At 63.1% G+C, this 12,312-nt stretch carries 12 protein-coding genes and 3 riboswitches; of the genes, 8 read left to right on the forward strand and 4 right to left on the reverse strand.

Annotated elements, in window-relative coordinates; translation table 11 throughout:
* Positions 1-244: 244 nt before the first annotated feature.
* The 4 genes from zapE to E6C48_RS05935 form a co-directional block, all read right to left on the reverse strand.
* Complete coding sequence (zapE, locus tag E6C48_RS05920) at positions 245-1,342, reverse strand: cell division protein ZapE (RefSeq protein ID WP_136355068.1); 1,098 nt, start codon at positions 1,340-1,342, stop codon at positions 245-247.
* A 219-nt stretch (positions 1,343-1,561) separates the two neighbouring features.
* The gene (locus E6C48_RS05925) at positions 1,562-2,194 is read right to left on the reverse strand and encodes a histidine phosphatase family protein (protein ID WP_136355070.1); all 633 of its coding nucleotides are present in this window, start codon (positions 2,192-2,194) and stop codon (positions 1,562-1,564) included.
* 44 nt (positions 2,195-2,238) lie between these two features.
* Positions 2,239-3,021 (reverse strand): universal stress protein, encoded by a 783-nt coding sequence (locus tag E6C48_RS05930; protein WP_136355072.1) that lies wholly within the window; start codon positions 3,019-3,021, stop codon positions 2,239-2,241.
* A 55-nt stretch (positions 3,022-3,076) separates the two neighbouring features.
* A riboswitch (Fluoride riboswitch) is annotated at positions 3,077-3,138 on the reverse strand.
* Between the two features lie 40 nt (positions 3,139-3,178).
* Complete coding sequence (locus tag E6C48_RS05935; RefSeq protein WP_136355075.1) at positions 3,179-4,066, reverse strand: MurR/RpiR family transcriptional regulator; 888 nt, start codon at positions 4,064-4,066, stop codon at positions 3,179-3,181.
* 120 nt (positions 4,067-4,186) lie between these two features.
* Between E6C48_RS05935 and E6C48_RS05940 the strand changes: the two genes are divergently transcribed.
* The 8 genes from E6C48_RS05940 (at position 4,187) to E6C48_RS05975 (ending at position 12,302) form a co-directional block, all read left to right on the forward strand.
* Positions 4,187-4,939 carry a COG4280 domain-containing protein gene (locus tag E6C48_RS05940; RefSeq protein ID WP_136355077.1) on the forward strand — a complete coding sequence of 251 codons (753 nt, stop codon included), beginning with the start codon at positions 4,187-4,189 and terminating at the stop codon, positions 4,937-4,939.
* Between the two features lie 9 nt (positions 4,940-4,948).
* The gene (locus E6C48_RS05945) at positions 4,949-5,155 is read left to right on the forward strand and encodes a hypothetical protein (protein ID WP_136355079.1); all 207 of its coding nucleotides are present in this window, start codon (positions 4,949-4,951) and stop codon (positions 5,153-5,155) included.
* Between the two features lie 10 nt (positions 5,156-5,165).
* Positions 5,166-6,398, forward strand: a complete 1,233-nt coding sequence (locus E6C48_RS05950) for an MFS transporter (RefSeq protein ID WP_136355081.1) — start codon at positions 5,166-5,168, stop codon at positions 6,396-6,398.
* Between the two features lie 52 nt (positions 6,399-6,450).
* Positions 6,451-7,320, forward strand: a complete 870-nt coding sequence (locus E6C48_RS05955; RefSeq protein ID WP_136355083.1) for an undecaprenyl-diphosphate phosphatase — start codon at positions 6,451-6,453, stop codon at positions 7,318-7,320.
* Positions 7,321-7,405: 85 nt separating this feature from the next.
* Positions 7,406-7,465: riboswitch (Fluoride riboswitch) on the forward strand.
* A gap of 18 nt (positions 7,466-7,483) precedes the next feature.
* The gene (locus E6C48_RS05960) at positions 7,484-9,181 is read left to right on the forward strand and encodes a MutS-related protein (protein ID WP_230978678.1); all 1,698 of its coding nucleotides are present in this window, start codon (positions 7,484-7,486) and stop codon (positions 9,179-9,181) included.
* Entirely contained in the window at positions 9,178-10,707 is a 1,530-nt protein-coding gene (locus E6C48_RS05965; RefSeq protein WP_136355085.1) for a MutS-related protein, read from the forward strand. The genes E6C48_RS05960 and E6C48_RS05965 overlap by 4 nt, the downstream gene beginning before the upstream one ends.
* A 147-nt stretch (positions 10,708-10,854) precedes the next feature.
* Positions 10,855-10,915, forward strand: a riboswitch (Fluoride riboswitch).
* Positions 10,916-11,077: 162 nt separating this feature from the next.
* Positions 11,078-11,731, forward strand: a complete 654-nt coding sequence (locus E6C48_RS05970; protein ID WP_269142499.1) for a hypothetical protein — start codon at positions 11,078-11,080, stop codon at positions 11,729-11,731.
* A gap of 1 nt (position 11,732) precedes the next feature.
* Positions 11,733-12,302 carry a hypothetical protein gene (locus tag E6C48_RS05975; protein WP_136355089.1) on the forward strand — a complete coding sequence of 190 codons (570 nt, stop codon included), beginning with the start codon at positions 11,733-11,735 and terminating at the stop codon, positions 12,300-12,302.
* Positions 12,303-12,312: the final 10 nt, after the last annotated feature.

A 12,312-nucleotide genomic window follows, 5' to 3' on the forward strand; every position in this document is an offset into this window, starting at 1 on the left:
CGATCAAAGGCCGTCGTGGCTGAGGCTTGCGAACGACTGCGGCCGCGCGCCGATGGTTGGGTTTTGTCCTGGACTCGTTGGCCATAATTCTCCTGCCTGCACGCATTACGGCGTACATTCGAAAAAGCAGGAGTCATCAGCTGATAGGGCAGGAAAGGGGGACTCCATCCCGCACGCAAACCTACGCGGAAGGCATCGCATGGTCAATGGAAAGCCAGATGTTGGCGGTGTTCGGGCCGAGGGATCACCGTGCGCGCCCGGAGGTTCCCATGCAGGAGCTCCAGCGCGCGTTCCGCATCTCCTCTAGCCGGGACGCCGTCCTGCGATGATCGTCGGGTTTTCCGTCCTCGAAGAGGTCGTGTGGTTCCACTTCGGTCAGGACGAGGAGACGCGCTTTTGCTTCGTACAGGGCGTCGATGAGGGTGACCAGCCGACGGGCCTCGTCCTCCTGGTCTCGTGCAATGACCGGAACGTTCTCCAGAAAAACGGTCCCGAAGCGATGGGCAAGCGCGAGGTGGTCGTCCGCGCTCAGCGCTCGGCCGCAAACCTCGCCGAAGGTGACGCGCAGGCAACCGTTGCCCGTCCGCAGGTAGGTGACGCCGCGTCCGTGCACGGTGACTTCTTCCGGACGTTCGGGCGCGCCTCCCAACGCCTTTTGCCAGAGACGTTCAAAGCGTTCCGAGTTCTCGCGGTCGACCGGGAACATATAGAGCGCGGTCTCGTCCTCTTCCCCGAGCCGGTAGTCATGGTCGCCGGCGATCTCCACGACGCTGACACGCTCCTTCAGCCGTTCGATGAAAGGAACGAAGAGGTCCCTGTTCGCGCCGTTCCCATAGAGTCCGTCCGGAGGCTCGTTGGAGGTTGCGACCATCGTCACGCCTCTTTCGAACAGGCCGTCGAACAAGCGGCCCAGGATCATCGCGTCGGCGATGTCAGTGACCTCGAGTTCATCGAGGCATAGCAGACGGACATCACGGGCGAAGCTTTCGGCGGCGGACGCGATCGATCCGCCTGAGGACGAGGTTTTCCCGGAGGACTCCATGCGCGCGTGGACGTCGGCTATGAAAGCGTGGAAATGGATCCGGCGTTTCCGTGGCTCCGGGACGTAGTCGAAGAAAAGATTCATGAGCATGGATTTTCCGCGACCGACCTTGCCCCATAGGTAGACGCCGCGTGTCTCCGGCTTTCCTTCGAACCGCTCGAAAAGCGAGCTGGGCTTACTGGCGCGTTCAAGGTCGATGCCTAGACGGTCAAGCGCATCGACCGCCTTCTTGTATGCGGGATCAGGAACGATCGCATTCGTCGCAATGCCGTGTTCGTATTCCTGCTTGAACGAACTCAACTGGACATCCCTTTGACGCGTAATCGCCCTCTCAAACCGACTTCTCCCGGACGCCGCCGATCAAGCGCAGCCACGCCAGTGCGCGCGTACCTGTTCCAAACGCCCGAAACGAACGCGGCTGTACCGGGCTATCCAGCGGCAAAAGCGCAATGTGACCATCGTTCGCACCTCCATGTTCGGTCGTTCAGACGGCATGCTCGCCGGAGCGGCCTTGCCGTTTCATGCCCAGTTCCCCTGGATCGAGGAAAGATGGAACGTCTCGTTGATCCTCAGCGCCCGCGGGGCGTCGCCGAGGAATTCCACCTCGCTTATTCCGCACGGATCGAAATGAAGGTGCCAGTAGGCCGAGAGCGGCTGGTCGAGGACCTGCATCAGCAATGCGCGGCAGACGCTGTTGTGGCCAACCATCACCACAGTGCGTTCCCGGTACTCCCGCAGGACATGCCTGATGGCGTCGCTTGTCCTCGCCGTCAGGTCCTGCAGGGATTCGCCCTCAGGGAAGCGGAAGAGATTCGGCGTGGCGAGCCACCTCAGGTAGAGATCGGGAAACACGCGGCCGATCTCTTCGTGCGTCTTCCACTGCCATGCGCCGTAGTCCAGTTCGTTGAGGGCCTGGAGAACCTCGATCCGGAGGCCGCACGCATCGGCGATCGCCGTTCCGGTTTCCTTGCAACGGATCATCGGACTCACGAGAACGCAGTCGGGCTTCCACGTCCCGCTTATCACCGCGGCGGTGGCCTTGGCTTGGGACCTGCCGAGGGGAGTCAACGGAACGTCTTCCCGGCCGCGAAATCGTCGTGGCCGAATGCCCTCTACATGGCCGTGTCGCACGATAACGATCCTGGTTTTCATCACACAGCCTCCTCGGTGCCTTTCAGCCTCAGGGCGGTGGTGGATCAATGGGACATCAGGAGGGGCATGGAGACGTTGGCGAGAAGCTGTTCGGAGGCGCCCCCGAAGAGGCGTTCCCAAAGCGGCGATTTGCCGTAGGCACCCGCAACGATCAGGTCGGATTGTTGCCGGTCGAGCGACGCGAACATAGCGTCTATGACGTCCACCTCCCCGGTGTTCCGCCATCCGTCGAGCGTCACGTCGATCCCGTGTCGCCTGACGTGCGCCACGACGTCCTGAACATCGGAATCCCCTGAGTCGAAGCCTGGCTCGAAGATGAAAAGGGTCACGTGCTCCGCCTTGGCGAGCATCGGCATCGAATCATGGAGCGCCCGCGTTGATTCACGGCTGAAGTTCCAGGCCAAAAGAACGCTGCGTCCGATTTCCTGCCCGGCTTGCCATTCCGTGGGCAGGACAAGCATCGGAACCCCTGAATTCAAGAGCACGTCCTTGGGCACCGCCGGAGCGGCGAGATGGGCGCTGTCGATGTGGGGCTGGCTCGAAACGATGAGGTCGGTGCAATGCGCGAACAAATCCTGCGCCGTAGTGGCCGACGCTCCGGCGGACCGGCACTCCCTTTCCACTTGGGTTTGCGCCAGGCGCTCCTCGAACGCGTCCTGGATGGCACGGGCCCGCTCACGCCTCTCGCCCTCCAGGGCCGCTGTAGTGCTCACGTCGACGCCGATAAGCCTCGCCCCATATCGTTCGGCCAGCGTGATGGCCGTTTCGAGCCTAGCCTCGTTCAGGTCGCTGGCGTCTAGATAGACGACGATATCCTTGTACGACATGATCTCCTCCACCGGAACTAGACGCGGACGAACTCGTCGGCCGCGCGGAAGTCGATATGGGGTAGGGATCATTAGCCAAAGAGGCGGTTGAAGGTGGAGCCCATCACCTCGCCTTCAACGCTGCACATTGCTCCCGGTTCCAGGTGTTCGTTTCCGACTATGGTCGGCGTAGCGTGGGCAGGTTAGCCGGACCTGCCGCCAATTCGTGCCGAAGGGCATCCAGCCTTCCCAGACTTTCCAGGGTCTCATCCGGAAGCTTCGCGGCCACGCCGACCAGGAGCGCTTCGATAAGGGCGAGGGTAGCCGTATGCGTGCTGAACATGTCCGCGCGGCCGCGCGCGACAGGAAGCACCAACTCGACGCGATCGCGCAGCGGAGCAGCCAGCGTGTCGGTAATGAGGACGGCCTTCAGCTTCGCCCGTCTCGCCTCGCGCAGGAGCACGTCGACCTCACGGTAGACCCGCCCGTAGGCGAGAACGATGACCAGGTCCCGCGGCCGGAGCGTTTGAAGATCGTCCGCGAACAGGATGCCCGTCCTCGTAAGGCTGCTTGCTTCGAGACCGAAGCGCCGCAGCTGGATTTCGAGATACGTCGCCATGGCGCTCGACGGGCCGATGCCGAAGACGACCGTTCGGCCTGCGTCCGCGATCAGCCCTACCGCATTCTCGAAAAGCTTGGCCGACAAATCCCGGCGCAGCCGCTCAATGCACTCCTGATGGATATTCAGGGTCGCCTCGAGGGCTGCGCCGATACCGTCCCCAACCTGCTGGAGCGTGGCGGCGACGCGTGTTGCAGGCGAAAGATTTTCCTTCATTTCGGCGGCGAGCGAACGGCGTAGTTCCTCCATCCCCGAGAATCCGAGCGTGCGCGTGGTCCGCACGACTGTGGCATCGCTGGTCCCGGCTTTCGCGGCAAGCGCCGCCGCGGACGTCATGAGAACCTCTTCCTTGCTCTCTTGGAAGACGCGGGCGACCCGCTGCTCCGCGGCACTCATTTTCTCCATTCGAGCCGTGATGCGCTGGTCGAAGGTCTCGTGAGCTGGCATTGCGAGAAATCCACTCGTTGCGGACGCTACATTTCTGGAATACGTCTGTAGCATATGCTACACGAGTCGTCTTGCTGGAAATGCCCTCGGCGGCATCGCAGGTGGACCGAAAGGGATGAGATGACCATCGACTGGGCTCATGCGTGGCCTCCTTTCGTGGCCGCCTTCCTCGCCTCGACCGTGGAATTCGTCGAAGCGCTGACGGTGGTGCTGGCGGTCGGCGCCGTGCGTGGATGGCGTGGGGCGCTGACGGGCGCTAGTGCGGCCATGTTCTTGCTCCTGCTGATCGTGGCCTTCCTCGGGCCCGCGCTGACCCGGATTCCCTTGGCGACCGTCCAACTCGTGGTCGGAGGGCTTCTTCTCCTGTTCGGCCTGCGTTGGCTGCGAAAGGCGATCCTCCGGGCGGCAGGAATCATCCCGTTGCATGACGAGCAGGCGGCCTTCGCCAGGGAGACGGAAAGCCTGCGGCGTGAAGGCGCCGTCCGCAAATGGGACGAAGTCGGCATCGCAGCCGCCTTCAAGATCACCATGCTGGAAGGGCTGGAAGTGGTGTTCATCGTCATCGCGGTGGGCGCGGGTGGTTCCGGCCTGCTTCTTCCCGCCGGCGTCGGCGCGGTCGTTGCGCTTCTCCTCGTCGTGTTTCTCGGTGTCGCGGTTCACCGCCCGCTGGCAGCCGTCCCCGAAAACACGCTGAAATTCACCGTCGGCGTGCTGCTTTCAGGTTTCGGCACGTTCTGGGTGGGCGAGGGGATGGGACTTGCCTGGCCGAAAGAGGACTGGTCGATCCTGGCGCTGGTGGCAGGTTTCCTGCTGGTCGCCTTGTTGGCGGTCCGGGTTTGCAGGGCTGCCAGGCGTGTTGCCGTCCAGCATTAGGAGGAGCGCATGGTTTGGCTGAGAACGGTTGTTCGAGAATTCTACGGCCTGTTCGTGGACGACGGCAGGTTCGCGGTGACGGTTGTCATATGGCTCGGCGCCTGCTGGCTGATACTACCGCACGTCGCCGTAGGCGCGTTCTGGCCGGGAGTGCTGCTCTTCGCCGGGCTAGCCGCGATCCTCGTCGAAAACGCCTCGCGCCGAGCAAGGAAATAGGCTGAACACTATGCCGGAGCCATTAGCAGGAGCCTCGCAGGAGCCGTCGCGGACGAGCCGGACCGCCTTCCGCTTCGTTCTGCTTGTCGGCGTATTGAGCTTCTTCGCCGATTTCACCTACGAGGGCGCGCGCGGCATCCTCGGACCCTACCTAGCGTTGCTGGGCGCCAGTGCGACGGTCGTTGGCCTCGTCACCGGATTCGGCGAACTGCTCGGTTACGGCTTGCGTCTGGTCTCGGGCCGCTGGGCCGACGCGACAGGGAAGTTCTGGCCCATCACCATCTTCGGCTACGTCGTGCAGATGACCTCGGTTCCGGCCCTCGCGTTCACGCACACATGGCCGCAGGCGGCCGCCCTCATCATCCTGGAGCGCGTCGGCAAGGCGATCCGCAATCCGCCTCGCGACGTGATGCTGTCACACGCCGCCGGCCAGGTCGGCGGTTATGGATGGGTGTTCGGCGTTCATGAGGCGATGGACCAGTTCGGCGCGATGTTCGGCCCGCTCGCGATCGCCGCGATCCTGGCGCATCGCGGCAGCTATCACGAAGCCTTCGCCGTGCTTCTGGTTCCGGCACTGATCAACCTTGCCCTGGTCGGCGTGGCACGATGGCTATATCCGCGGCCGCAGGACATGGAGTCGGTACCACCGTCCGTCGACACGCAAGGGTTGCCACGCATTTTCTGGATCTACCTTGCCGGTGCGGCTCTCGTCGCCGCAGGATTCGCCGACTATCCGCTGATCGCCTATCACTTCAGCAAGGCAGGCGTCGTGCCGGGCGACTGGATCGCCATCTTCTACGCTGTTGCCATGGGCGTCAGCGGCGCCGGATCGCTGGCGTTCGGGCGGCTGTTCGACCGCTTCGGATTCAAGGTGGTTATCGCCCTGACCCTGATCTCCGCCTTGTTCGCGCCGCTCGTCTTCCTTGGCGGTTTCTGGATCGCGATGCTTGGCGCCGCTCTCTGGGGCATCGGCATGGGCGTGCACGAATCCATCATTCCGGCCGCGGTCGCGCCGATGGTGCCAATGCAGCGGCGGGCTTCGGCCTTCGGGCTGTTCACGGCGGGTTACGGCATTTTCTGGTTCGCCGGAAGCGCGGCCATCGGCATCCTCTATGACGCGTCGGTGACGGCTGCCATCGCGTTCTGTCTCGCCGCCGAACTGGCTGCCGTACCGATCTTCATCCGGGTAGGGCGGCAATACGACGCCGATTTCCTGCGAACCTCGGCAAGCGGCCACCGATGACCCGCCCACTGGGCGATCGTGCAGTTCCGAAGTCACTGGAAGGCGATCTATAATGGCTGATTTCTGCGCCTACGGGATGAACACCGGCTTCGTCGCACTTGGCTATGCCAAGGTGGCGATCCTCGGGGTAGTCCAGGGCATCACAGAATTGCTGCCCATATCCTCGACAGCCCATATGCGCGTCGTGCCGGCTCTCATGGGCTGGCCCGATCCCGGCTCGGCCTTCTCGGCGGCCATGCAACTGGCGGCGCTGGCGGCGGTGATCAGCTATTTTTATACAGATATCCGCGCTCTCGCCATGGGCTCGACAATCGCCATCGTCAGGCGAGACTTCGCCGACCCCCATCTGCGTCTTGCGCTCAGTATCCTGATCGCCACCATTCCGATCGTCCTAGCGGGACTGGCGTTGTCGCCGGTGCTAAACGCCTGCAATTCCCCGTTGCGCGGGCTGCCGGTGATCGGCTGGGCCTGCGTTGCGATGGGAGTTCTTTTAGCAGGGGCCGAACTTTTCGCGCGCCACAGCCGCGGAACCGAACAAGCGACTTCCATCGATGCCATCCTGGTGGGCGTCGCGCAGGTCGGCGCCCTGATCCCTGGAGTGTCGCGCTCCGGCTCCACGCTGACGGCGGCGCTGGCGCTCGGCTTCAGGCGCGAGGAGGCGGCGCGGTTTTCCTTCCTGCTTGGCATCCCGGCGATCACGCTCGCCGGATCGAAGGAGCTTTGGGAACTGCACAGATATAACCTCGACCCGCACGGCTGGTCGGTGCTTGCGGTCGGCCTGCTCGCCGCGTCAGTGTCGGCCTTTGCCGCGATCTGGAGCCTGATGCGCATTTTGGAGCGCCATTCCGCCTGGCCGTTCGTCGTCTACCGGATGCTGCTGGGTGTGTTGCTGCTGGCCGGAACGGGTCTGGGATGGCTTTGACGTGTCGAAACCGAGGCGATCCAATTCACCGCCGCGACCCGCATCTTGAAACCGCGTGCCAGCCACGCTACGTTCCCTTGACGCATTGATTGACAGCGGTGGAGTTCGCTGACAACCGCCTCGGGCCGATGACTCCTGCTCACTCTGTGAGTTGGAGAAGGCCGTGGAACAGAAAGTCTCCGAGGCGCGCAGCAAGCCGCGTCGCAAAATCCCCACTGGTAGCGAAGCTTCCGTCGGCAATGCCGCAGGAGCGAACGCCTTGCGCAAACAGGCCCCTGGCACGGATGCCGGGGAACCGTCTCATGGCGAGGGATCGCGAGGGGACCAGAGCTTCGAGAGCATCCTATTTGCTCGCTCTGGGACCTATCCCGATGCCGCGGATGCCACTGAACCATCGTGTTTCGGCGACCTCAATCTCGACCAGGTGGTGGCTTCCGTTACGGCGAACCGTGCCGAATACAACCTGAAGGGTTTCTTCCACACCAACCTGCTAGAGGTCGACGACGTCGCCTACCGCCACGAGGTCATGAGGGACCTCGAGCGCAATGAGATGCGCGACTGCGTCCTCGCCTTCGCCCAGGCGATGAAGACGATGCGAGAGCATTTCGCGCAGATGGAGAAGATCTTCGTCCCGATCCAGAAGCAGGCCTGGTTCCTGGACGCCGTCGACATCTATTCGAGGGGCGTGCTGGACCTGACCGAGGCGCTCGGCCGGAGCGAGCCGAGATCACGCGGATTGCGGGGCTTGCTCGGCTGGCTGCGCGGCTATGTCGCCTCCAAGGACTTCCCAGCCATGCGGTCGTTCATCGAAACGCTCCAAGCCGATTTCGCGAAAATCCGCTATTGCGTCTACATTCGCGGCGAGGGTTTCGTCGTCCATCGATACGAAGGCGAGAACGACTACAGCGCCGAGATCGAGCAGACTTTCAGGAAGTTCCAGCAGGGATCGGCCAAGAGCTATCTGACGAAAATCCACGACTACGTCGAGATGAACCACATCGAGGCGAAAATCCTCGAATTCGTATCGCTGCTTTTCCCGGATCCGTTCAAGCGTCTCGCCGAATTCTGCAGGACATATCAGAACGCCTATCTGCCGGCGCTCGTGGCCCGGTTCGACCGCGAGGTGCAGGTCTACCTTTCCTATCTCGAATACATCGACCGCCTGCGGCCGCTCGGCCTGAAGTTCTGCTATCCGGAGCTGTCGAAGACGGACAAGTCGCTGCTGTGCCGGGAAGGATTCGACATCGCTCTCGCCACGAAGCTGGCCGCCGACGATACCGTCGTGGTCACCAACGACTTCGAGCTTTCCGAAGACCAGCGAGTGATCGTGGTCTCCGGCCCCAACCAGGGCGGCAAGACGACGTTCGCGCGGATGTTCGGGCAGCTTCACCATCTTGCCTCTCTCGGCTTTCCGGTGCCTGGCAAGAAAGCCAAGCTGTTCCTGCCGGACAACATCCTGACCCATTTCGAGCGGGAGGAAGACCTCGAAAACCTGAGCGGCAAGCTGCAGGACGACCTCAAGCGCGTCCACGACATCCTCGACGTCGCGAGCGGCCGCAGCATCGTCATCATGAACGAGATCTTCACCTCGACCACGCTTCAGGATGCCACGTTCCTGAGCCGCAGGATCATGCGCAAGATCATTGCGCTGGACGCGTTGTGCGTGTGGATAACCTTCATCCATGAACTGGCGTCGTTCTCGAAGGAGACCGTCAGCATGATGAGCATGGTGGTGCCTGAAGACCCGGCGCAGCGCACCTTCAAGGTCGTGCGCGCGCCTGCCAGCGGCCGTTCCTACGCCATGTCCATCGCCGAGAAGTACCGATTGACCAGCGATGACCTGGAGGGACGTCTGCCATGAAAGCGTTTCTCATGCATGCGGGCCGCGACTTCGACCTGAAGGCACCTTTGCCGTGGAATGCGGAAGCCCTGGTCCAGGACCTGGAACTGGACACGCTGTTCGACGCCATGGCCGACGGCGACGAATTTCTGCGCGAAGTCGCCCGCGTCGCCCTCCTGACGGGCGGAGGCAACGACATCGACACGATGCGCTACCGACAGGCGGCGTTGCAGGACTCCCTGCGGAATCCCCAGGCGGTAAGGCAGATCTACGGAAGCGTCGTCGGCACAATAACGGGCCGGCGCACCCGGGGCGGGCTCATGTGGCTCGGCAACTATCCCGGCGCCATCCTCAGCCGGTCGGTCGAACTGCTGGAGGCGCAGGTGGCGGGTCTGCGCGAACTGAGACATCTCTGCGAGGCGAACGCCGGCAGGTTCCGTTCGCCGGCCTTCTCGACCCTCTTCGAGATGCTTCAACGCGAGCTCACCGACGAGTACCTGCAAACGGTGGAAGGCCATCTCAAGGAGCTGAAGTTCCGCGACGGCGTGCTCGTCAGCGCCGAGTTCGGGGAAGGACTCAAGGCGAGAGACTACGTCCTGCGGAACGCCCTGGCCGAGCACCGCAACTGGCTGCAACGCCTATTCGGGCCGAAGCAAGAGGCTTACACCTTCAACCTGCATCCTAGGGACGAGGCGGGAGCGCGGGCGCTAAGCGAGTTGCGTGACCGAGGCATCAACATTGCAGCAAACGCCGTCGCCCAGTCCGCCGAGCACATACTGAGCTTCCTGACCATGCTGCGCACCGAACTGGCCTTCTATGTCGGATGCCTCAACGCACACGACCATCTGGAGGCCAAGCAGGAGCCCACGGTGATGCCCGATCCTTCGAAACCGGACGAGCGTCTCTATCGCTTCGACGGGCTTTACGACGTCTGCCTTTCGTTGCGCACCGAAAAGCGGGTCGTGGGAAACGACCTAGCCGCCGACGGCACGCTGCTCGTCATCGTCACGGGCGCCAACACGGGCGGCAAGTCCACCTTCCTGCGAAGCGTCGGCCTCGCCCAGGTGATGATGCAGGCCGGGATGTTCGTGCCTGCGACGTCCTTCGCCGCGAACGTCTGCGACGCGGTCGTCACCCACTTCAAGCGGGAGGAGGACACGGCGATGAACAGCGGCAAGTTCGACGAGGAGCTCAACCGCATGGACGAGATCGTCGGCCATCTCACGTCGAACTCGCTCGTGCTCTTCAACGAATCCTTTGCCGCGACCAACGAGCGCGAGGGCTCGGAGATCGCGGGCATGATCGTCGACTCGCTGCTGCGGCATCGGATCAAGTCGCTTTTCGTCACCCACCTCTACGAATTCGCGCATAGCTTCGTCGGCCGCGATCCGAAACGGATCGCGTTCCTGAGGGCCGAGCGGCGCGAGGACGGGACGCGCACGTTCCGCATCATTCCCGGAGAACCGCTGCGGACCAGTTTCGGCGAGGATCTCTACGGCCGTTTCTTCCCCGGCGAGCCTCTGGAAGACGACAAGGACGCCGCATGATCGCGGCGTCTCGCCTTGCCTGGGCCACAGGCGCCGTTACGGATGTCGTGGGCCGTCTCCGCCTTCGCGGGGAGACCTTCAGGCAGTGGCTGACGCTCTCCCTTGCCGCGTCGCCGGTTGTCGGTCTTAGGCTTTTCTGCTACTCCTTTCTGACGAGGGGATGGAGTCCCCCTTGAACCGCCGAAAGGCTGATGACTCCTGCTGCGCCGGTGCGCCGCGGGAGAACGTGTTGAACCCGCCGCGAGGGCGGGTTGCCAGGCTCCTCTCCTGCGACGCTCCCGTTCTTGCGGAAACCGAAGGCGCCGCCGTCAGGGTTCAGGACGGCGACGGGAGCGAGGTCGCAATGAGTCCCTCTGCCAGGAACGGGCGGGTGCCGCACGGCGTTGACTGTCCCACGCCTTCCGAACTGTCCGCGATCGAACTCCGTTACGGCGATCTTTTCTCGATGCTGACAGATTTGGGGTTCCGGGGCGACTCCAGCAGGAAGACCTTCAACGACTACATCAAATCGCTGCGGAGAATTGGGCTCCCCGTCACGGCGTCGAAAGCTCCCCGCCGCGGCCGCCAGATCATTTACAGCTACGAGAACGTCATGGATCTCGCGTTGGCGCTGACGCTGAGAGTCTATCACGTCATCCCGGACGCGGTCGTAAAGGCACTGGTCGAAGCCCGGGACGAACTGCATCCAATCTACCGCACGGCTTACCGGGATCGCAGATCGGGCCTCGGGGAGCCGATGCTCCTGACGGCTAATGGCGAGCGGCTCGAGCTTTCCGGCGTTTTCCTCGACCTCAACATCGAATATGCCGCCGGCCGCCTCCTGCGCTTCGGTCCGCCTCAGGCTTTGAACCCATTTCAGGCGGTGCAGCGCTTCGCGCAAGCCGACAATATGGCGCGATCGTTCCTGCCCATCCCCATCTCCGCGCTTGCGGAAAGAGTATTCGAACTCTGTCGACATCATCCGGCCGACGCCGGCCGCGGACAGGTTGCAGGCCTGATCCGGAACTCTGAGCGGATCGCCTGAAATGGGAAAAACCGCCGCTCGAGACACCGAAACCACCTTTGCCGGGCCCAGGGTCACGAGGATCTTGGCGGTTCTCGAAGAAGCGCAGACGGCGCGGCAATGCCTTGCGCTTGCCGCCGAAGCCGCAAGGATCGAACTCGGCGCGACCTTGACGGCGCTGCACGTCGAGGCCGATCCGTCCCATATCTTCAGTTCGCCCGAGGAAGTCTCGCTTCAGCGCCTGCGCGTTCCGGAGGAGGGGACTTCACGCGACCGCGCCACGCGCGTTCGCCAGGCATTCGACCAGTGGATTGCCTTCAGCGGTTCGGAGGCTGCCCGCTACCTTCATCAGGTCGGTCCCGTGGAGGCCACGCTCGACCGTGAAGCGGAGGCAGCGGACTTGATCGTCGTCGCCCGTCCGCACAATCTCGATTCCGGCGACGCGCTCCACGCAGCCCTGTTTGACACCCACAAGCCTGTCCTGTTCGTCCCGGATGGCTCGGTGCGACGCCACGCCTTTACCGAACATCTGGCGGTGGTCTGGCGGCTGGAAGTGCCGACTAGACGAGCGCTTCGCTACGCGATGCCCTGACTACGCGCGG

This window comes from Ollibium composti, assembly GCF_004801285.1.
In the GTDB taxonomy this organism is placed as follows: Bacteria; Pseudomonadota; Alphaproteobacteria; order Rhizobiales; family Rhizobiaceae; genus Mesorhizobium; species Mesorhizobium composti.